Origin of the sequence: Streptomyces hyaluromycini (assembly GCF_002217755.1) — a bacterium.
Lineage (GTDB): Bacteria > Actinomycetota > Actinomycetes > Streptomycetales > Streptomycetaceae > Streptomyces > Streptomyces hyaluromycini.
In genome coordinates, this window is the sequence record NZ_BCFL01000029.1 from 240,950 (window position 1) to 260,555 (window position 19,606).

Annotated in this window: 18 protein-coding genes and 1 pseudogene; 6 read left to right on the top strand and 13 right to left on the bottom strand. The window is 71.7% G+C overall.

From position 1 onward, the window contains the following. Window positions 1-115: 115 nt before the first annotated feature. Both SSP29_RS40150 and SSP29_RS40155 read right to left on the bottom strand, forming a co-directional pair. On the bottom strand, window positions 116-1,156 hold the full coding sequence (locus SSP29_RS40150; RefSeq protein WP_089105861.1) for an NUDIX hydrolase: 1,041 nt from the start codon (window positions 1,154-1,156) through the stop codon (window positions 116-118). Between the two features lie 143 nt (window positions 1,157-1,299). Beyond that, window positions 1,300-1,491 carry a hypothetical protein gene (locus SSP29_RS40155; RefSeq protein WP_089105862.1) on the bottom strand — a complete coding sequence of 64 codons (192 nt, stop codon included), beginning with the start codon at window positions 1,489-1,491 and terminating at the stop codon, window positions 1,300-1,302. A 295-nt stretch (window positions 1,492-1,786) separates the two neighbouring features. Here SSP29_RS40155 and SSP29_RS40160 point away from each other — a divergent pair. Beyond that, a pseudogene (locus tag SSP29_RS40160) lies at window positions 1,787-3,810 on the top strand (NPCBM/NEW2 domain-containing protein). A gap of 90 nt (window positions 3,811-3,900) precedes the next feature. Here the strand turns inward: SSP29_RS40160 and SSP29_RS40165 are convergent. Next, window positions 3,901-4,872: an ROK family protein gene (locus tag SSP29_RS40165; RefSeq protein ID WP_089105863.1), complete on the bottom strand. Its 972-nt coding sequence runs from the start codon at window positions 4,870-4,872 to the stop codon at window positions 3,901-3,903. A 213-nt stretch (window positions 4,873-5,085) separates the two neighbouring features. Here SSP29_RS40165 and SSP29_RS40170 point away from each other — a divergent pair, with 213 nt between their 5' ends. Both SSP29_RS40170 and SSP29_RS40175 read left to right on the top strand, forming a co-directional pair. Then, on the top strand, window positions 5,086-6,171 hold the full coding sequence (locus tag SSP29_RS40170) for a LacI family DNA-binding transcriptional regulator (RefSeq protein WP_174856047.1): 1,086 nt from the start codon (window positions 5,086-5,088) through the stop codon (window positions 6,169-6,171). Window positions 6,172-6,312: 141 nt separating this feature from the next. Beyond that, window positions 6,313-7,110 carry a hypothetical protein gene (locus tag SSP29_RS40175; protein WP_089105864.1) on the top strand — a complete coding sequence of 266 codons (798 nt, stop codon included), beginning with the start codon at window positions 6,313-6,315 and terminating at the stop codon, window positions 7,108-7,110. Here the strand turns inward: SSP29_RS40175 and SSP29_RS40180 are convergent. Both SSP29_RS40180 and SSP29_RS40185 read right to left on the bottom strand, forming a co-directional pair. After that, a complete protein-coding gene (locus SSP29_RS40180; protein ID WP_089105865.1) occupies window positions 7,056-9,005 on the bottom strand; it encodes a serine/threonine-protein kinase in 1,950 nt (649 codons plus the stop codon). The genes SSP29_RS40175 and SSP29_RS40180 overlap by 55 nt on opposite strands. A 103-nt stretch (window positions 9,006-9,108) precedes the next feature. Beyond that, window positions 9,109-10,413: a DUF6986 family protein gene (locus SSP29_RS40185; RefSeq protein ID WP_089105866.1), complete on the bottom strand. Its 1,305-nt coding sequence runs from the start codon at window positions 10,411-10,413 to the stop codon at window positions 9,109-9,111. A 194-nt stretch (window positions 10,414-10,607) separates the two neighbouring features. Here SSP29_RS40185 and SSP29_RS40190 point away from each other — a divergent pair, with 194 nt between their 5' ends. Next, the gene (locus SSP29_RS40190) at window positions 10,608-11,549 is read left to right on the top strand and encodes an endonuclease/exonuclease/phosphatase family protein (RefSeq protein ID WP_089105867.1); all 942 of its coding nucleotides are present in this window, start codon (window positions 10,608-10,610) and stop codon (window positions 11,547-11,549) included. A gap of 96 nt (window positions 11,550-11,645) precedes the next feature. Here the strand turns inward: SSP29_RS40190 and SSP29_RS40195 are convergent, their stop codons facing one another. From SSP29_RS40195 to SSP29_RS40210, 4 genes are all read right to left on the bottom strand, one after another. Then, window positions 11,646-12,608, bottom strand: coding sequence for an electron transfer flavoprotein subunit alpha/FixB family protein (locus SSP29_RS40195; protein ID WP_089105868.1), 963 nt, complete (start codon window positions 12,606-12,608; stop codon window positions 11,646-11,648). A 52-nt stretch (window positions 12,609-12,660) separates the two neighbouring features. Then, window positions 12,661-13,449, bottom strand: coding sequence for an electron transfer flavoprotein subunit beta/FixA family protein (locus SSP29_RS40200; protein ID WP_089105869.1), 789 nt, complete (start codon window positions 13,447-13,449; stop codon window positions 12,661-12,663). Between the two features lie 241 nt (window positions 13,450-13,690). Beyond that, entirely contained in the window at window positions 13,691-14,200 is a 510-nt protein-coding gene (locus SSP29_RS40205; protein ID WP_089105870.1) for a flavin reductase family protein, read from the bottom strand. Window positions 14,201-14,408: 208 nt separating this feature from the next. After that, window positions 14,409-14,822: a TlpA family protein disulfide reductase gene (locus SSP29_RS40210; RefSeq protein WP_089105871.1), complete on the bottom strand. Its 414-nt coding sequence runs from the start codon at window positions 14,820-14,822 to the stop codon at window positions 14,409-14,411. 105 nt (window positions 14,823-14,927) lie between these two features. On the opposite strand from SSP29_RS40210, the gene SSP29_RS40215 reads away from it, so the two are divergent. After that, a complete protein-coding gene (locus SSP29_RS40215; RefSeq protein ID WP_089105872.1) occupies window positions 14,928-15,344 on the top strand; it encodes a DUF4395 domain-containing protein in 417 nt (138 codons plus the stop codon). 188 nt (window positions 15,345-15,532) lie between these two features. Then, complete coding sequence (locus tag SSP29_RS40220; RefSeq protein WP_089105873.1) at window positions 15,533-16,261, top strand: lysophospholipid acyltransferase family protein; 729 nt, start codon at window positions 15,533-15,535, stop codon at window positions 16,259-16,261. A gap of 45 nt (window positions 16,262-16,306) precedes the next feature. On the opposite strand, the gene SSP29_RS40225 is transcribed toward SSP29_RS40220, so the two are convergent. From SSP29_RS40225 to SSP29_RS40240, 4 genes are all read right to left on the bottom strand, one after another. Then, entirely contained in the window at window positions 16,307-17,008 is a 702-nt protein-coding gene (locus SSP29_RS40225) for a B3/B4 domain-containing protein (protein ID WP_089105874.1), read from the bottom strand. A 10-nt stretch (window positions 17,009-17,018) separates the two neighbouring features. Further along, window positions 17,019-17,612, bottom strand: coding sequence for a transglutaminase domain-containing protein (locus SSP29_RS40230; RefSeq protein WP_089105875.1), 594 nt, complete (start codon window positions 17,610-17,612; stop codon window positions 17,019-17,021). 167 nt (window positions 17,613-17,779) lie between these two features. Then, window positions 17,780-18,850 (bottom strand): threonine aldolase family protein, encoded by a 1,071-nt coding sequence (locus tag SSP29_RS40235; RefSeq protein WP_089105876.1) that lies wholly within the window; start codon window positions 18,848-18,850, stop codon window positions 17,780-17,782. Beyond that, entirely contained in the window at window positions 18,847-19,593 is a 747-nt protein-coding gene (locus SSP29_RS40240) for an SDR family NAD(P)-dependent oxidoreductase (protein WP_089105930.1), read from the bottom strand. The genes SSP29_RS40235 and SSP29_RS40240 overlap by 4 nt, the downstream gene beginning before the upstream one ends. Between the last annotated feature and the right edge of the window lie 13 nt (window positions 19,594-19,606).

Consider the following 19,606-nt stretch of genomic DNA (forward strand, 5'->3'; position numbering starts at 1 on the left):
CTTTCCCCTAGGAACCTTCCGCCCCGCGCAAAGTCCCCTACACACACCCCGGAAATGCCAAAGTCCCCGCCAACATCGAGCACACGGCGGGGACTTGACAATCCGTCAGAGAATGTCAGCCGACCGGGACACCGGCTTCCAGATAGAGCGCGGCACCGCGCTCGCGGGCGCGCAGGGCCCAGCGGAGCCGTTCGTAGCGCACCGGCGGAAGCAGTTCGGCGGCCTCCTGCTCGGTGACGAACCGCCAGTCACGCAACTCCGGGCCCGGCAGCACCAGCCGCCCGGCCTCGGCGGAGTCCAGCCGGCCGCCGTCGAAGAGCAGCCGCAGGCCGCCGTAGCGGGGCGGCGCGGGCTGTTCCCAGTCGACGACGAGCAGCCCCGGCAGCTCCGCCAGCCGTATCCCGGTCTCCTCCTCGACCTCCCGTACGCCCGCCTGGGCGGGGGCCTCACCTTGCTCGACGACACCGCCCGGGAACTCCCAGCCGGCCTTGTAGGTGGGGTCCACGAGGAGGACGCGGTCCTGTTCGTCGAAGAGGAGGACGCCTGCGGCGACGGTTTCGGCGGTGGGTTCAGGGGTTTGTACTATGTCACATACCGCGGCTTCGCCATTCCCGACCGCCCCCGCGATCCGCACCGCCGCCTCGTAAGGACTGAGCGCGCTGGTGTCGACGAGATGGGCGTCGGCGCTGATCCAGGAGGCGAGGGCGGCACGGTAGGGCTCGATGCGGTCGTACGACCACTGCCGGATCCGCATCTCGCCGTCGGGCAGGTCGGGCGGGATCTCCCGCCCGGCTATTCGCTCGCGCAGGATCGTTTCCGCCGGGGTGAGGCACAGGTGCCGGACTGCGATCCGGCGGGCGGCGAGGCCGCCGAAGATCTCGTCCCGGTACTCCTGGCGCAGCAACGTCATCGGAACCACCAGGGTTCCGCCCAGTTCGGCGAGCATCGCGGCCGCGGTGTCGATCACCAGTCGTCGCCAGATCGGCAGATCCTGGAAGTCGCCGACGTCGGCGAGGTGCTTGGCCGGCAGCAGGTCTGTCAGTGCCCCGCCGATGACCTCGGGGTCGAAGAGCGTGCTGTTCGGGATCAGTTCGATGAGTTCACGTGCGGTGGTCGTCTTACCCGCACCGAACGCCCCGTTGACCCAGACGATCACGGACTCCCCCTCTTCTGTTGGCCCCTGTGGCTTGCCCGCTCCACACTGCCACGGAAACCAGCTCCCGTTGAGGGCGCGCAAACGGAGTGCCGGCGTCCCCTGCCTGGAACACCGGCACCGTTGCCCGCCCCCGCTCCGCCGGGCTACTCCTGGCCCAGGAGGTTCTGATCGCCCTGGAAGCTGTCCTGGCTGACGATGTGGTCGACGTGCTCCAGGGTGTCCGAGACGTTCAGGTCGCCGAGCGGGCCTTCGTGGGCCGCATGCGACGGGGTGATGGCGGCCACGACGAAACCGGTGGCCAGGCTGGCGATGGCGAGCATGCTGCGCTTCTTCATGCCCGTTTCAACTACGCGGACGGCCGGGGGTCACGGGCGTACCCGCGAGGAGAGCAACGGGACACGTCGGAGCGGAAACCGGGGCCGGGCGATCACGACGTCGCCGGCATCGGTCGACCAGAACATCGGATGACCCGATTCATTCCGGTCTGGACCAAACAGATCTCGAACGAAGCGTCGAACCATCATCACCGCTCTCTATTCAACACACTCCGACGGGTTCTAACGTAATCGCACAGAGCGATGACGCGTACATGCCGTCATCGCACCTTTCGCGAGTCGGAGGAACGTAACGATGCGTCACCCTCACACCCGCACGACCCGCACGATCCGCCGAAGAGTGGTCGGAGCACTGGCCGCGGCCCTGTTGTGTACGGCGGGCCTCGCCGCACCCGCCGTCGCCGACGCGAGGACCGCCTCCCCCGCCCTGGCCGACGGTCTCGCGCCGACCCCGCCGATGGGCTTCAACAACTGGAACTCCACGCACTGCGGCGCGGACTTCAACGAGGCGATGGTCAAGGGCATCGCCGACCTCTTCGTGGCGAAGGGCCTCAAGGACGCCGGCTACCGGTACGTCAATCTCGACGACTGCTGGGCCCTGCCCGATCGGGACGCGGACGGCAAGCTGGTCCCCGACCCGGCCCGGTTCCCGGGCGGGATCAAGGCCGTCGCCGACTACGTGCACGCCAAGGGCCTGAAGCTCGGCATCTACACCAGCGCCGGCACCAAGACCTGCAACGACGCGGGCTTCCCGGGCGCCCTCGGCCACGAGTACAGCGACGCCCGGCAGTTCGCCGACTGGGGCGTCGACTATCTCAAGTACGACAACTGCAACAACCAGGGTGGGACGCCAGGCAGCGGTACACCACCATGCGCGACGCGCTGGAGGCGACCGGTCGGCCCATCGTCCTCAGCATCTGCGAATGGGGCGAGAACAAGCCCTGGGAGTGGGCCGCCGGCGTCGGCCAACTGTGGCGCACCACCGGGGACATCAGCGACAGCTGGGGCTCGATGGTGTCGATCCTGAAGCAGAACCTACCCCTCGCCCAGTACGCCGGACCGGGGCACTGGAACGACCCGGACATGCTGGAGGTCGGCAACGGCGGCATGACCGACACCGAGTACCGCTCGCACTTCTCGATGTGGTCGGTCATGGCCGCCCCGCTGCTCATCGGCACCGACCTGCGCAAGGCATCCCCGGCGACCTTCGGCATCCTGGACAACAAGGAGGTCATCGCCGTCGACCAGGACCCGCTGGGCAAGCAGGGCACGGTGGTCTCCTCGGAGGGCGGCGGCTGGGTCGTCGCCAAGGAGATGGCGGACGGCAGCCGAGCGATCGCCCTGTTCAACGAGTCCGGCTCGCCGCAGCGCATCGCGACCTCGGCGACGGCCGTCGGCCTGCCGAACGCCCCCGCCTACACCCTGCGGGACCTGTGGCAGCACCGGAGCTACAACACCGCGGGCACCGTCTCCGCGATCGTCCCGGCGCACGGCACGGTCCTGGTGCGGGTCGCCGCCGACCGGCGCTGGGCGGCCAACCCGCCGGCCGTCGAACTCGGTCCGGACGGGAGCCGGTTCAGCGAGCCGGGAAAGACGTCCGAGCTCAGCACGTCGGTCACCGACCTGGGCCGCACCACGGCCGGGAAGGTCTCCGTGTCGCTCACCGGCCCGGAAGGCTGGACCGTCAGGGCGGCCTCGCCGACGAAGACACCCGCCCTGCCGACCGGCCGTGCTCTGCGCACCCGTTGGCGGGTGACCGCTCCCGCGGGGACGCCGAGGGGGTCGTACGACCTGCAGCTCAAGGCGAGTTACCGGTCGCCGGCCGGAGTGCGCGCGGAGAGCGCGACGACGGTCACGATGGCCGTCGTGGACCCGCCGCCCACCGGCGGCTCCTACCTCAGTGACCTGCCCTGGCTGTCGGCCGGCAACGGCTGGGGACCGGTGGAGCGCGACACCAGCAACGGGGAGACCGCCGCGGGCGACGGACATCCGATCACCATCGGCGGGGTGGTGTACGCCAAGGGGCTCGGCACCCACGCCCAGAGCGAGGTCGACTACTACACCGGGGAGGCGTGCGAGAGGGTCACCGCGGACGTCGGGGTGGACGACGAGGAAGCCGCCAACGGCACCGTCTCCTTCGAGGTCTGGGCGGACGGCACGGAGGTCGCCTCGACCGGCGTGCTGACCACGGACATGCCCGCCCAGCCGCTCACCGCCGACGTGACCGGCGCCGAGGTGATCAGGCTCGTCGTCACCGACGGCGGTGACGGCATCACCTCCGACCACGGGGACTGGGCGGACGCGCGGATCACCTGCTGAGGTCCCACGGGTTCGCCCCCGGCCCGGTCGGACGGCCCTGAACACCGGCCGACCGGGCCTGAACGTTCCTGCGCAGCCCTGCGACCGCCGTCAGACCCCCGAGCCTCCCGAGACCCCCGCCGCCTCCGCGTCCGGCCTGGCGGCCAGCGCGGCCGCCGCGGCGCCCACCAGGCCCGCGTCCGTGCCCATCTGGGCCGGCACGACCGTCAGCCGCTGGACGAAGGAGAGGGTGGCGTAGTCGGTGAGGGCCTTGCGCAGGGGCGTGAAGAGGATGTCCCCCGCCTTGCCGACGCCCCCGCCGATCACCGCGATGTCGATCTCGACCAGGGTCGCGGTGGCCGCGATCCCGGCCGCGAGCGCCTGCGCGGCCCGTTCGAAGGAGGCCACCGCGACCGGGTCGCCGGCCCGGGCCGCGGCCGCCACCGCCGCCGCCGAGGTGTCGCCGTCGGGACCCGGCTGCCAGCCGCCCTCCAGCGCGCGCCGGGCGATGTTCGGGCCGCTCGCGATGCGCTCGACACAGCCGCGCGACCCGCACGGGCAGGGATCCCCGTCGAGGTCGACGCTGATGTGGCCGATGTGGCCCGCGTTGCCGGTGGGGCCTGGGTGCAGCTTGCCGCCGAGCACCAATCCGCCGCCGACGCCCGTCGACACCACCATGCACAGCGCGTTGTCGTGGCCGCGGGCCGCGCCCTGCCAGTGTTCGGCGGCCGTGATGGCGACGCCGTCGCCGATCAGCTCGACCGGCAGCCCGCCGGCGGCCGCCCGCACCCGCTCGACGAGCGGATAGTCCCGCCAGCCGGGCACGTTGACCGGACTCACGGTGCCGGCGGAGGCGTCCACCGGGCCCGCGCTGCCGATCCCGAGCGAGCGGGCACGCCCCCACAGAGGTGAACCGGCGAGCTCGCCGACCACCTCCTCGACGGCCCCCATGACCGTCTCGCCGTCCTGCTGGGCGGGTGTCGCGCGCTGGGCGCGCGCCTGGATCCGTCCGTGGCCGTCCACCAGCGCGCCGGCGATCTTGGTGCCGCCGATGTCGAGGGCCGCCACGAGGTCGGTGTGCATCAGAGTCAGTTCTCCCCGTCAACCATGAGTAGCCGAGTGAAACAACAGGCCGGTCAAGCGGTGGGGGCGCAGGCCGGAGATTGCGGTGGACAGTCTCCCTCGCATCTGACAACGTTGTCCAGGCTCTATGCTCGACGCCACATCCTCATACAAACCCACGAGCCTGTGTATCCCTGATACAAACCCATGAGCCCAGACACAACCCGTGAGCCCATGCATCCCGTGGACGACAGGACAGGACGCCGCATCGTGCCCGACACCTCCCGCCGCGCAGACCGTCTCCCCGGCTCCCGTTACGGGACCCGGCCGACGATGAAGGACGTGGCGGCACGGGCCGGTGTGGGCCTCAAGACGGTGTCCCGGGTGGTCAACGGCGAGCCCGGGGTGACCCCGGACACCGAGCGCCGGGTCCAGGAGGCGATCGACGCGCTGGGCTTCCGCCGCAACGACAGCGCGCGGGTGCTGCGCAAGGGCCGTACCGCGAGTATCGGCCTCGTCCTGGAGGACCTCGCCGACCCGTTCTACGGCCCCCTGAGCCGCGCGGTGGAGGAAGTGGCCCGGGCGCACGGGGCGTTGCTCATCAACGGCTCCAGCGCCGAGGACCCGGACCGGGAGCAGGAGCTGGCGCTGGCGCTGTGCGCGCGGCGGGTGGACGGTCTGGTGGTGATCCCGGCCGGGGACGACCACCGCTATCTGGAGCCGGAGATCAGGGCGGGCGTGGCGACGGTGTTCGTGGACCGTCCGGCCGGGAAGATCGACGCAGACGTCGTGCTGTCCGACAGCTACGGGGGCGCCCGGGACGGGGTCGCCCACCTGATCGCGCACGGCCACCGCCGGATCGGGTTCATCGGCGACATGCCCCGGATCCACACGGCGGCCGAGCGGTTGCGCGGCTACCGGGCGGCGATGGAGGACGCCGGGATAGTCGTCGAGGGGGCGTGGACCTCCCTCGGGGTGACGGACCCGGAGCGGGTGCGCCGGGCCGCCGAGGAGATGCTGTCCGGTCCCGACCCGGTCACCGCGATCTTCGCGGGCAACAACCGTGTCACCGTCACCGTGATCCGCGTCCTCGCCGAACAGGCCCGCCCGGTCGCGCTCGTCGGCTTCGACGACATCGAACTCGCCGATCTGCTGCACCCCGGACTCACGGTCGTCGCCCAGGACTCGGCCCTGCTCGGCCGCACGGCCGCCGAGCGGCTCTTCCGCCAGCTGGACGGCACCCTCCTGGCGCCGGAGCGGATCGAGCTGCCGACCCGGCTGATCACCCGCGGCTCGGGCGAACTGCCCCCGGCGGACTGAGCCGCACATGACGGACCGGACGCTCACGGGAGCCGGCCGCCGGATGAACGGCCCCGCGCACGCGGAATCCGGCCGCCTGCCGGCGCTCACGGAACCGAGCCGTACGTCGGCCGGCCGCACGCCCGTCGAACCGAGCCGCACATGACCGGCCGTACCCTCGCCGAGCTGGGCCTCGACGAGGCACCGCGTGACCGGCCGCTGGCCTACCCCGGCGTCTGGCCGGCCGACTCCGGGCTCCTCGACGGTGACCGGCTGCTGCCGCTCGGCCGTCTGGTGCACGACGACGGCCGGGTACCGGTGCTCGCGGTCGGCTCCAACGCCTCCCCCGCCCAACTCCGGCACAAGATGGCCGAGTCCGGCGCCACCGGGCAGATCCCCATGGTGCGCGCCCGGGTGACCGGCCTCGACGTGGGCGTCTCCGCGCACGTCAGCCGGCTCGGTTATGTGTCGGCGTCCCCGGTCGCGTCCCCGTCGGCGGTGCGGGAGTTGTTCGTCCTCTGGCTGGACGGACGGCAGCTGGAGGTGATAGACGCGAGCGAGGGCGTACCGCTGCCGAACGGCAACTTCGACCGGGCCTGGCTGCCCGCTCCGGTCGTGCGCGCCGCTCTCGCGGACGGTACGACCCTCCCCGGCGTACACGCCTACGTCAACCGGCACGGCGTGCTGCACGACGGCACCGGCACGCCCCGCCGCCATCCCGGCGAGCGCGCCCTCCTCACCGAACTCCTCACGGAGTCGGCTGAGTTGAGGGAGCTGTTCGGTGTCACTCCGGAGCAGTTCTGCGCGCGGGCGCGGGCCGACTCCGCGCTGTGCGGGCGGGGCACCCGGCTGTTCGCGGAGCGGAAGTGGGCGGTCGCGTCGGGGCTGGAGCGGTACGTGCGTGCTCAGCAGACGGGGAGTCCGGGGAGCGGCTCGTCGTTGGTGCCGCCCTTGACGTAGACATCGCTGATGTACACGCCGGTGTTGCCCTTGTCGTCGTCGGTCTCGGCCCACCAGACGTTGGTCCGCTTGCCGTGGGTCTCCCGGCGGCCCAGGTCGGCCTGGCAGTAGAAGGCGTGGGCGCCCTGGCGGACCTTGCCGGCCTTGACGCCGTCGGCGGTGTAGGACTTGGCGCCGCCGTTGCGGACCAGGCAGGTGTACGTGCCGTCGCCCGCGGACTGGCAGACCGGGGCGGGGGTGGTGGGGGCGTCGGCCGTGGCGGTCGCGGGGGCGGTGGCACCGGCGGTGCCCGAACCGCCGGAGGGGCCGGGGCCGGCGGTCTGCGCCGAGGACGGTGTGGCGGAGGCCTGTTCGGCCGGGTTCGCCGGCTCGCCCCCGGCAGTGTGCGTGGAACCGGTGGCCGGTACGGCGCCCGTCTCCGCGCCCTGCCCCACGGGATCCGCGTCGGCGGTGCGTCTGGCCCCGGTGCCGCGGACGCTCTCCGAGGCGCCGGCCACGGTCGGGGCGGACGGCCCCGCGTCCGTCTTCGCCGTCTGTCCGCTGTCGTTGAGCAAGGCGACGGTCAGCCCCGTCGCCGTGAGGACGACGGCGACGGCCACCACGACGAGCGTCCGGACCCGACGGCGGGTGCGGATCGGTCCGGTGGGGCTCATCGGGCTGTCGGGTGCGCCCGGCCGGGGCGCGGAATCTAATCTTCGGGCGGCCACGAGACCGGGCCCCGGAGTTCCGGCTCCCTGGGCGAGTCCGGCGGCGGGCACCGGGGCGAGCTGCCCGACGGGCTCCGGAGCAGGTCCCTCGGCAGACGCTTGAACGGACTTGCGAGCAGATCCGGCCACAGGCCCCTGGACAAGCCCCTCGACAGCCCCTTGGACGCGCTCGTCGTCAGTCCCCTGGCGGGCCGCCCCCTGGGCCGGCCCGTCGCCGGGCCCCGCATCGGCCCCCTTGGCGGCTCCGCGTTCCGGAGACACCGCCGGCGCACCGGTTCCGGTCTGCGGCCGCGCGGGCTCCCGCAGGGCCGTCGTCGGGGTGTCCGCGACCGGTTCCCGCGCCACGGTCCGCAGCAGCCCGCAGGCCTCCTCGGCGTCCGGGCGGGCGTCGGGCCGCTTGTCCATCAGGCGCCGGAGGACGGGGGCGAGGGGACCGGCCCTACGGGGCTCCGGGAGGGGCTCGTCCACGATCGCGGTGAGCGTCGAGAACGTGGACGTACGGCAGAAGGGCGAGGCCCCCTCCACGGCCGCGTACAGGGCGGCACCGAGCGCCCACACGTCGGAGGCCGGGCCGGGGGCGGCGCCCTTGGCCCGCTCGGGCGCCAGGTAGTCGAGGGAACCGACGAGTTCGCCGCTGCCGGTCAGGTGAGTGGCGGAGCCGTCGCCGGGATCGGCCATGGTGGCGATCCCGAAGTCGGTGAGGACGACCCGGCCCGAGCGGTCGAGGAGGATGTTGCCGGGCTTGACGTCGCGGTGCAGGACGCCGACCCGGTGGGCCGCGGCCAGGGCGTCCATGACCTCGGCGCCGACGCGGGCGGCCTCCTGCGCCCCGAGCGTGCCGCGCTCGCGCAGCAGGTCGTCCAGGGAGGGGCCGTCGACCAGTTCCATGACGATCAGCGGGCGGCCATCGACCTCGGCGATGTCGTGCACGACGACCACCCCGCGATGGCGCACCCGGGCGGCGGCCCGCGCCTCGCGCTGCATCCGCAGCCGCAGGTCGGCCAGTTCGGGTCCGGCGCTGTCGGTGTAGGCACGCAGCTCCTTGACGGCGACCTCGCGGCCGAGGACCTCGTCGACGGCGCGCCACACCACGCCCATACCACCGCGCCCGAGCCGGGCCACCACCCGGTACCGCCCTGCCAGCAGGCGACCGGTCCCGTCAGCCTGTCCGTACGAACCCGACACCAAAGCCCCGTTCCTGAAACCCGTCCGTGAATGGCGCACCAGAGTACGGGGAGATGACAGGGTCGGTTCAAGTAGGCTGGAAAAGCTGTGACTTGACCGGTACGCGCTACTTGCCGGAGGCCGTCAGATCTCCGCGCCGGGGCATCGCGAAGCCCTCCAGATCTGCCCGGGTCAGGCCGGTCAGCCGGGCCACCTCGCCGTTGTCGAGGGCACCGCAGTCCAGGCCGCGCAACAGGTAACCGCTGAGCGCCTTGGCGGTTGCGGGCTCGTCCATGACGTCGCCGCCGGCGCGGTTGGCGTACCGGGCGAGCCGGGCGGCCGCCTGCTCCAGGCCCTCGCGGTAGAAGGCGAACACGGCCGCGTACCGGGTCGGGAGGTGGCCGGGGTGCATGTCCCAGCCCTGGTAGTAGGCGCGGGCCAGGGCGCGCCGGGTGAGACCGTAGTGCAGCCGCCAGGCGTCGTGCACCTTGGCCGTAGGGCCGACCGGCAGGACGTTGGTGGAGCCGTCCGACACGCGTACGCCCGTGCCGGCGGCGGCGACCTGCATGATCGCCTTGGCGTGGTCGGCGGCCGGGTGGTCGCTGGCCTGGTGGGCGGCGGAGACCCCGAGGCAGGCGCTGTAGTCGAAGGTGCCGTAGTGCAGTCCGGTGGCGCGGCCCTCGGCGGCCTGGATCATCCGGGCGACGGTGGCGGTGCCGTCGGTGGCGAGGATGGACTGGCTGGTCTCGATCTGGATCTCGAACCCGATCCGGCCGGGCTCCAGTCCGTGCGCCTTCTCGAAGGCCTCCAGGAGCCGGACCATCGCGGTGACCTGTTCGGGGTAGGTGACCTTGGGCAGGGTCAGCACAAGGCCGTCGGGCAGGCCACCCGCCTGCATCAGCCCGGTGAGGAAGATGTCGAGGGTGCGGATGCCCCGGTGGCGCACCGCGGCCTCCATGCACTTCATCCGGATGCCCATGTACGGCGCGGCCGTGCCCTCGGCGTACGCCTCGGCGATCAGCCGGGCGGCGCGGGCGGCCGTCTCGTCCTCCTCGGCGTCGGGGCGGGGGCCGTAGCCGTCCTCGAAGTCGACGCGCAGGTCCTCGACGGGTTCCTGCTCCAGCTTGGCTCGGACCCGGGAGTGCACGGGCTCGGCGAGGTCGTCCGGCAGGCCGAGTACGGCGGCGAAGGCGGCGGCGTCGGGGGCGTGTTCGTCGAGGGCGGCGAGGGCCTGGTCACCCCAGGAGCGGACGGTGCCGGCCGTGAAGGCGTCGCCGGGGACGTACACGGTGTGGACGGGCTGGCGGGTCCCCGGATCACCCGGATAGCGGCGCTCCAGTTCGGCGTCGACGGGTGCGAGGGAGGCGCTGATCTCCTCGCTGACGGCGCCCGCGAGGCTCGTCGCCACCTTCTCCTGCCGACTCTGGCCCATCCCGCACCCTCCTGATTTCCACTGTACGGAATCAACAATCCGTTGAATGAAGGTATCCGGGCGCCTTCGGCGTGGTCAACACCGTGTCCACGAGACGACACGCCCCCATCTGGACATGTTCACGCTCATCACGCACCTGGGTATCACACTGCTCAACGCCCGCCCGTCCGGCTTGTGCCCCCTAAGGAGCCGTCGTGCCGAACCAGCGCCGAGTCACCCGCCGGCTGGGACTGCAGGCCTTACTGGCCGCAGCGGTCACCGTGCCCCTCTCCAGTGCCGCGATCACCGCCTCCTCCGCCTCCTCCGTCTCGCGGGTCCGCAGGGTCAGCGCCCTCGCGGCACCGCCCCGGCCGGCGCCCCGCCTCGACGTCATGACCTTCAACCTGCGGTATGCCAGTACCGCCGAACCCAACAGCTGGGCCGACCGCCGCCCGGTGATGGCCGAACTGCTGCGCCGCGCACAGCCCCAGGTCATGGGCACCCAGGAGGGTCTCTACCAGCAGTTGCGCGACATCGACAGCGACCTCGGACCGCACTACGACTGGGTCGGCACCGGCCGCGAGGGCGGCAGCCGCGACGAGTCCACCGCCATCTACTACGACATCCGCCGCCTGGAGCCGCTGGAGCACTACACCTTCTGGCTCTCCGACACCCCGGAGGTGATCCGCTCCAACACCTGGAGCGCCGCCTTCCCCCGTATCGTCACCTGGGTCCGCTTCCGCGATCTCGCCGACGGCGGACGGGAGTTCTACGTCGCCAACACCCACTTCGACCAGAAGAGCCAGTACGCCCGCGAGCGCAGCGCCACGCTCCTGGTGCGGCGGATCGCGGAGTTCGACCGGAGGCTGCCGGTCGTGGTGACCGGCGACTTCAACGCCTACGCGCACAAGAACCGGGCCTACGACACCCTGGTGGACTCGGGGCTCGTCGACACCTGGGACGCGGCGGAGCACCGCGGCCCCCAGTACGCGACCTTCCACGGCTACCACCGCCTCAAGCCGGACGGCGACCGTATCGACTGGATCCTGACCTCGCCGGGGGTGACCACGCACCGGGCGACGATGGACACCTATTCGTGGCAGGGCCAGTTCCCGAGCGACCACCTGCCCGTGCAGGTCTCGCTGAGCCTGCGCTGAGCCGGGCCCGCGATGAACTGAGCCTGCGCAACGACACGACGAGGCCCCCGCGACCGGTGTCGGTCACGGGGGCCTCGGACAGCCCTGCGGCGGCGATCAGCCCTTGCGGGCCTTGACCTCCTCGGTCAGCTGCGGGACGACGTCGAAGAGGTCGCCGACCACACCGAAGTCGACCAGCTCGAAGATCGGGGCCTCGGCGTCCTTGTTGACGGCCACGATGGTCTTCGAGGTCTGCATGCCCGCGCGGTGCTGGATCGCGCCGGAGATGCCGTTGGCGATGTACAGCTGCGGGGACACCGACTTGCCGGTCTGGCCGACCTGGTTGGTGTGCGGGTACCAGCCGGCGTCGACGGCGGCACGCGAGGCACCGACAGCCGCGCCGAGGGAGTCGGCGAGGGCCTCGATGATCGCGAAGTTCTCGGCGCCGTTGACGCCGCGGCCGCCGGAGACCACGATCGCGGCCTCGGTCAGCTCCGGACGCCCGGTCGACTCACGCGCGGTACGGCCGGTCACCTTGGTGCCGGTCGCCGCCGCCGAGAAGGTCACCGCGAGGGCCTCGACCGCACCGGCGGCCGGGGCTGCCTCGACGGCGGCGCTGTTGGGCTTGACCGTGATGACCGGGGTGCCCTTGGCGACGCGGGACTTGGTGGTGAAGGACGCGGCGAACACCGACTGGGTGGCCACCGGGCCCTCGTCGCCGGCCTCCAGGTCGACGGCGTCGGTGATGATGCCCGAGCCGATGCGCAGCGCGAGGCGGGCGGCGATCTCCTTGCCCTCGGCGGAGGAGGGGACCAGGACGGCGGCCGGGGAGACGGCCTCGACGGCGGCCTGCAGGGCGTCGACCTTCGGGACGACCAGGTAGTCGGCGTACTCGGACGCGTCGTGGGTGAGGACCTTCACCGCACCGTGCTCGGCCAGCGCGGCGGCGGTGTCGGCGGCGCCGTTGCCGAGCGCGACGGCGACGGGCTCGCCGATGCGGCGGGCCAGGGTCAGCAGCTCCAGGGTGGGCTTGCGGACGGCACCGTCCACGTGGTCGACGTAGACGAGGACTTCAGCCATGGGAATGCTCTCCTGCTTGGATCAGTTGAGGGGCGGTCAGCGAGTGCGGGGCTCAGATGAACTTCTGGCCCGCGAGGAACTCGGCGAGCTGCTTGCCGCCCTCGCCCTCGTCCTTGACGATCGTGCCTGCGGTGCGGACCGGACGCGGGGTGGCGTCCTCGACCGCGGTCCAGGCACCCTCCAGGCCGACCTCCTCCGCCTCGATGTCGAGGTCGGACAGGTCCCAGGACTGAACCGGCTTCTTCTTGGCGGCCATGATGCCCTTGAAGGACGGGTAACGCGCCTCGCCCGACTGGTCGGTCACCGAGACCACGGCCGGCAGGGAGGCCTCCAGCTGCTCGCTGGCGGCGTCGCCGTCGCGGCGGCCCTTGACCGTGCCGTCCTCGACCGAGACCTCGGAGAGCAGGGTGACCTGCGGGACGCCCAGCCGCTCGGCGAGCAGGGCCGGCACGATGCCGGCGGTGCCGTCGGTGGAGGCCATGCCGGAGACCACCAGGTCGAAGCCGGCCTTCTCGATCGCCTTGGCCAGCACCAGGGAGGTGCCGATGGCGTCGGTGCCGTGCAGGTCGTCGTCCTCGACGTGGATCGCCTTGTCCGCGCCCATCGACAGCGCCTTGCGCAGCGCGTCCTTGGCGTCCTCCGGACCCACCGTCAGAACGGTGACCTCGACGTCGTCGTCCGAGTTCTCCGAGATCTGCAGCGCCTGTTCGACCGCGTACTCGTCGAGCTCGGAGAGCAGACCGTCCACGTCGTCACGGTCGACGGTCAGGTCATCGGCGAAGTGCCGGTCGCCAGTGGCGTCGGGCACGTACTTCACAGTGACAACGATCCTCAGGCTCACGCCGGCTCTCCTACTGCATCGTCTCTTCTGGGCTGCCTCTTGCAGGCAGCATAGGCGCCTCAAGCGGCTCATCCCGGTCGGGGCGGCCGCGCGCTCCGAACGAAATATTACTCACCAGTACAGCCAGTTCATTCCCGCTAAGCAAGCGCTTTGAACTGTGACCTTCGCAACGCAGCGTAACCGGAACTCGACGCGTTCGCAGAACGAGGGGCGTGTGATCCGCGGAACCAGGGGCGCGTGATCAGTCCCGCAGACCGTTGAAGCCGCCCTGGTGGTACAGGAGCGGCCGGCCCGCGCGGGAGGGATCGCCGACGAGCACCTCGGCCAGCACGATGCGGTGGTCACCGGCCGGCACGCGCGCGACGACCCGGCACACCAGCCACACCAGGACGTCGTCGAGGACCGGGACACCGGCATGACCGTCGCGCCAGCCGGTGGGCGCCCCGAACCGGTCGGCGCCACTGCGCGCGAAGGTGGCCGCGAGCTCCGCCTGGTGCTCGCCGAGGACGTGGACGCCTATGTGCTCGGCGGTGGATATCGCGGGCCAGCTGGAGGCACCCGTGCCGACGCCGAAGGAGAGCATCGGGGGCTCGGCGGAGACGGAGGTGAGGGAGGTGGCGGTGAAGCCGACCGGGCCGTCGGCGCCGCGCGCGGTGATCACCGCCACACCGGCCGCGTGCCGCCGGAAGGCGGAGCGGAGCAGGTCGGGCGAGGCGAGCTGAGGAGTGCCGAGGTCGGGCGTGGCCGTCATGGAGTTGTCCTTCTGCGAGAGGCGGCGTTCGGGTCCGTGGCTGCTCAACAGCCCGGACAGCGCGCGCTCGCGGTGCGGGCCAGGTCCACGTGGACCCGCCCGTAGAGAAGGAGTTCCTGAGCCATACGGTCAGGCTGACGATAGGTGGTGCGCCCGGTCAAGTACGTTCCGGCATATGGGAGGTGCCTCACCGTCATCGGCATGTCCGTCAGACCGCCTCTCCCAGCGCCGCGATGACGTCCGCCTTGCGGGGCTGTCCGGTGGCGCGGCGCACCACCCGGCCGTCCGCGTCGAGCACCAGCACGGTGGGGGTCTTGAGGATCTCCAGCTCGCGTACGAGATCCAGGCGGGCCTCCGCGTCGATCTCGACGTGGGTGACGCCCGGGACCATCCCGGCGACTTCGCCCAGCACCCGCCGGGTGGCCCGGCAGGGGGCGCAGAAGGCGCTGGAGAACTGCACCAGCGTGGCCCGTTCGCCCAGTTCGCCGCCGAGTTCGGCCGCCCCGAGCCGCTTGCCGTCGTCCCGCCCCCGCACCCGTACCCTCCCGCTCCGCCGCCTGTGCAGCACTCCGTAGACGCTCGCCGCCGCGAGCACCGCCACGCACACCACCAGTCCGGTCATCACCGGACAAGGATCCACGAGACCGCCCATCACCCGGAAAAGCGTTCACGAGACTGCAAAGATTCCCGGCTCCCCTACCGGCCCGCGGGGCGGAATCCTTGGTTCATGGACATCGACGCACGTGGGCCGCGGTTCGCGGCGGCCGTGACGACGGCCGTACTGGCCGCCGCACTGATCACCCGCAGCCCCTGGATCCTCGCCTGGCAGACACTGGCGTTCGCACTCGGCGCGGCCGGGGGCGTGACCCGGTCACCGTACGGCTGGGTGTTCCGGACGGCCGTACGACCGCGGCTCGGCCCGCCGACGGAGTTCGAGTCGCCGGAGCCCCCGCGGTTCGCACAGGCGGTGGGACTGGTCTTCGCGGGGCTCGGTCTGGTCGGATTCACGCTGGGGCCCGCCTGGTTGGGCCTCGCGGCGACCGGGGCCGCGCTCGCCGCGGCCTTCCTCAATGCGGCATTCGGGTACTGCCTGGGCTGCGAGATGTTCCTGCTCATCCGGCGGTCGGCGGCACGCCCGGAGTAAAGGCAGGTTAAAAGCGCGAGGTGGATCAAGGGAAGAACGTGACGAGAATCTCGCCGCGCCCGGGCACCAGGGCTGGCTCCCCGTCCGTTCTTCGGGCACGATCTGCGAGACGCCGTAAACCTACGGCTGCGTAACTTTCCCGCCGGGAGCCCCTTTCCCAGGCAGAGCAGAAAGGGTCCGTCCCGCCCATGGCAGAGCTGGTCTACCGTCCCGTCATCGGTTTCGCCAAGACGCTGTTCAAGGTCTGGGACCTCAAGATCGACTGCCAGGGTTCGGAGAACATCCCGCGCTCGGGCGGCGCCGTGCTGGTGAGCAATCACATCAGCTACCTGGACTTCGTCTTCGACGGCCTGGCGGCCCTGCCGCAGAAGCGCCTGGTGCGGTTCATGGCGAAGGAGTCGGTGTTCCGGCACCGGATCTCCGGCCCGCTGATGCGCGGGATGAAGCACATCCCGGTGGACCGCAAGCAGGGCGAGGCCGCCTACCAGCACGCGCTGGACTCGCTGAAGTCCGGTGAGATCGTGGGCGTCTTCCCGGAGGCCACGATCTCCCAGTCCTTCACGCTGAAGAGCTTCAAGTCGGGCGCCGCGCGCCTCGCCCAGGAGGCCGGCGTCCCGCTCGTCCCGATGGCGCTGTGGGGCACCCAGCGCATCTGGACCAAGGGCCAGCCGCGCAACTTCAAGCGGGACCACCTGCCCGTCACCATCCGGGTCGGCGAGCCGGTCGAGGCGCCCCGGGACCAGTACGCGGGCGCCATCACCCGCCGGCTGCGCGAGCGCGTCCAGGAGCTCCTCGACGCCGCCCAGCGCGCCTACCCGGCCCGCCCGAAGGACGCGTCCGACACCTGGTGGCTCCCGGCCCACCTGGGCGGCACGGCCCCCACGCTGGACCAGCTGAAGGCCGCCGAGGCGATCTGAGCCTCACTCACCCCGGGCTTCGGCCCCGGGCCTCGGCCTTGAGCCTCAGCCCGCCGGCTCCGGCGCACGCACCTCGACGCGGGCGCCCGGGCTGAACTTCTCCAGCAGTTCGGTGAGTTCGGTGCCCGCCGACGCCACCTCCGGCACCGGCATCGGGGCGAGGCTCTCCAGCAGGAAGACGGCCGAGGTCGTCCGTTCGGTGAGACGGGTGCGGGGGCCCTGGCGCCAGTTCCAGCGGCGGCAGGTGACACCGGTGTCGTCGCACCACACGACCTCGCCGGCGTCGGGGTGCTCGACCGCCTCCTCGCCCCCGGCCACGGTCACGAAGTCCTCCTCCCCCGTGGCACGTACGAGGCGCATCCCGCCCTGGACGAGGTCGAGATCCTCTCCCCCGACCGGGATCAGGTGGGCCACGCTGATCGCGTTGTAGAGGTCGACGAGCAGGTTGATGCGGGGCAGGCCGCCGTCCGCGAGGGCCCGTCTGGCCAGCGCCTCGGCCGAGTTGCGGGTGCGGGACGGCTTGGAGCCGAAGGCCGTGTAGGCCGTCCGCCAGGCGGCCATGTGCGGGTCCTCGTGCGGGGCGCGCCCGTCGAGGCGTACGGCCAGACGGCGGGCCGCGTCGTCGAGGAGCGCCGAACTCGCCTCGGTGCTGGGCCCGTTGACCAGGCCGTGGGCCTCGATCACGAGGTGCGTGAAGCCGGGCGCGAGGGCGCGCACCTCGTCGGACACGGTGAGCGTGAGAGTCATCTGCCTTGCCTCAGAGTGCGGTGGGGAGCGTCTTCCAGAGGTACGGGCGGTCGGACGCCGCTTTGAGCACGCCGAGCACGACCGGGTGGGGTTCAGCGTACAGGACCGGGTAGTCCATCTCATTGGACCGAGGGTCGGGGACCCAGGCCAGCCGCTCGCCGTCGAGGGAGAACCGGGCGGCCACGCCCGGCTTGTTGCCGCGCGGATCCTGCCGGTGCCAGGCGCCGTGGAAGCGGACGGCGATCAGGCCGTGCACGACATGGCCGTGACCGTCGTCGTCCGCCAGCCGCTGGTAGCACAGGGCCGCGGGGATGTCCTCGGCCCGCAGCAGGGCGGCCAGGGCGTGGGCCTTGGCGTAGCAGATGCCGGTGCCCTGCTCCAGCACGTCCGAGGCACGCCAGGTCACGCGCAGGTCGCCGGAGTCCTGGGAGTGCGGGATGGCGTCCCGCACGAATTCATAAGCGGCCCGCGCATAGGCATACGAATCGCCGACCCCCGCCGCCAGTCGGGCAGCGGTCTCCCGGACCACAGGATGATGATAGTCGATGACCTCGTCAGCGGCCAGGTAGGCGGACAGGTCGGCGGTGTTCTGGATCAGCTCCATGCCCGCAGAGCATAGGAATGCGGCCACCCGGGCGTCAATGACTTTTCAGGTGACCGCATATCTATGCAGCAGGCGGCTCTGCAGCGCCCCGTAAGGGGCGCGGGGAACTGCGCGACCAGCCACGACGGAGCTGCGGTCGGCAGATCGCGGCGCTCCCCGCGCAGCACTCAGCGCGCCATCTCGTCCTTGAGCGCCGCCACGAACGCGTCCACGTCGTCCTCGGTCGTGTCGAAGGCGCACATCCAGCGCACGTCCCCGGCCGCCTCGTCCCAGAAGTAGAACCGGAAGCGCTTCTGCAGGCGCAGGCTCACGTCGTGCGGGAGCCTGGCGAAGACGCCGTTGGCCTGCACCGGGTGGAGGATCTCCACGCCGTCCACGGCCCGGACGCCCTCGGCGAGCCGCTGGGCCATCTCGTTGGCGTGCCGGGCGTTGCGCAGCCACAGGTCCTTGGCGAGCAGGGCCTCCAGCTGCACGGACACGAAGCGCATCTTGGAGGCGAGCTGCATGGACAGCTTGCGCAGGTGCTTCATGTGGCTGACGGCGTCCTGGTTGATCACCACGACCGCCTCGCCGAACACGGCACCGTTCTTGGTGCCGCCCAGGGAGAGGATGTCGACGCCCACGGCGTTGGTGAACGTGCGCATCGGGACGTCCAGGGAGGCCGCCGCGTTGGCTATCCGGGAGCCGTCCAGGTGCACCTTCATGCCGTGCGCGTGCGCGTGCTCGCAGATCGCGCGGATCTCGTCCGGCGTGTAGAGGGTGCCCAGCTCGGTGCTCTGGGTGATCGACACCACCTGCGGCATCGCACGGTGCTCGTCGTCCCAGCCGTACGCCTGCCGGTCGATGAGCTCCGGGGTGAGCTTGCCGTCGGGGGTGGGCACGGTGAGCAGCTTGAGTCCGCCCATGCGCTCGGGGGCGCCGCCCTCGTCGACGTTGATGTGCGCGCTCTCGGCGCAGATCACCGCGCCCCAGCGGTCGGTGACCGCCTGGAGCGCGACGACGTTGGCGCCGGTGCCGTTGAAGACCGGGAAGGCCTCCGCCGTGCCCCCGAAGTGGCTGCGGACGATCCGCTGGAGGTTCTCGGTGTACTCGTCCTCGCCGTACGCGACCTGATGGCCGCCGTTGGCGAGGGCCAGCGCGGCCAGTACCTCGGGGTGGGCTCCGGCGTAGTTGTCACTGGCGAAACCGCGGACCTGCGGGTCGTGGTGGCGACGCGCGTCGGTCCTGGGAGGGTTCACGGCTTCTCGGTCAGCCACAGACGGTTTCCGTTCACTTCGGCGGCGGGCTGGTGCCAGACGCCCTCGATGGCCTCGGCCAGGTCCTTGACGTCGGTGAAGCCCGCGAACTTCGCGTTGGGCCGCTCGGCGCGCATCGCGTCGTGCACCAACGCCTTCACCACCAGGATGGCAGCGGCGGAGGTCGGGCCCTCGGGGCCCCCGGCCTTGCGGAAGTAGTCGGCCAGGGCGAGCGTCCACGCCTCGGCGGCGGCCTTGCCCGCGGCGTACGCGGCGTTGCCCGCGGTGGGCCTGCTCGCGGCGGAGGCGCTGATCAGGACGTACCGGCCGCGCTCGCTGCGCTGCAGCGCCTCGTGGAAGGCCAGCGAGGTGTGCTGCACGGTCTTGACGAGCAGCAGCTCCAGGAAGTCCCAGTCGTCCAGGCTGGTCTTGGTGAAGGTCTCGCTGCCGCGCCAGCCGCCGACGAGGTGCACGAGACCGTCGACGCGGCCGAAGTCCTTCTCGACGTGGGTGGCCCAGTCCCGGGTGGACTGGAGGTCGAGCAGATCCACCGTGTCACCCGTGACGCTCGCGCCACCGGAGGCGTAGCGGGCCGCGTCCACGGCCTCCGACAGGCGCTGTGGATCGTTGTCCGCCCCGACGACGGTCGCGCCGGCCTCGGCCAGCCGCACCAGCGTCGCACGCCCTGCGGGTCCGCCCGCGCCCGCCACCGCGATCACCGCACCGCTGAGAGCACCGTTGCCCACCATGTCGTTCCCC

What these genes read in the sequence shown, in the direction of transcription:
- SSP29_RS40155 (WP_089105862.1), bottom strand. Translation starts at nt 1,491, where the DNA reads ATGAAGAAGCGCAGCATGCTCGCCATCGCCAGCCTGGCCACCGGTTTC.
- SSP29_RS40165 (WP_089105863.1), bottom strand. Translation starts at nt 4,872, where the DNA reads ATGCACACCGACCTCGTGGCGGCCCTCGACATCGGCGGCACCAAGATC.
- SSP29_RS40170 (WP_174856047.1), top strand. Translation starts at nt 5,086, where the DNA reads ATGCATCCCGTGGACGACAGGACAGGACGCCGCATCGTGCCCGACACC.
- SSP29_RS40175 (WP_089105864.1), top strand. Translation starts at nt 6,313, where the DNA reads ATGACCGGCCGTACCCTCGCCGAGCTGGGCCTCGACGAGGCACCGCGT.
- SSP29_RS40185 (WP_089105866.1), bottom strand. Translation starts at nt 10,413, where the DNA reads ATGGGCCAGAGTCGGCAGGAGAAGGTGGCGACGAGCCTCGCGGGCGCC.
- SSP29_RS40195 (WP_089105868.1), bottom strand. Translation starts at nt 12,608, where the DNA reads ATGGCTGAAGTCCTCGTCTACGTCGACCACGTGGACGGTGCCGTCCGC.
- SSP29_RS40205 (WP_089105870.1), bottom strand. Translation starts at nt 14,200, where the DNA reads ATGACGGCCACGCCCGACCTCGGCACTCCTCAGCTCGCCTCGCCCGAC.
- SSP29_RS40210 (WP_089105871.1), bottom strand. Translation starts at nt 14,822, where the DNA reads ATGACCGGACTGGTGGTGTGCGTGGCGGTGCTCGCGGCGGCGAGCGTC.
- SSP29_RS40215 (WP_089105872.1), top strand. Translation starts at nt 14,928, where the DNA reads ATGGACATCGACGCACGTGGGCCGCGGTTCGCGGCGGCCGTGACGACG.
- SSP29_RS40220 (WP_089105873.1), top strand. Translation starts at nt 15,533, where the DNA reads ATGGCAGAGCTGGTCTACCGTCCCGTCATCGGTTTCGCCAAGACGCTG.
- SSP29_RS40225 (WP_089105874.1), bottom strand. Translation starts at nt 17,008, where the DNA reads ATGACTCTCACGCTCACCGTGTCCGACGAGGTGCGCGCCCTCGCGCCC.
- SSP29_RS40230 (WP_089105875.1), bottom strand. Translation starts at nt 17,612, where the DNA reads ATGGAGCTGATCCAGAACACCGCCGACCTGTCCGCCTACCTGGCCGCT.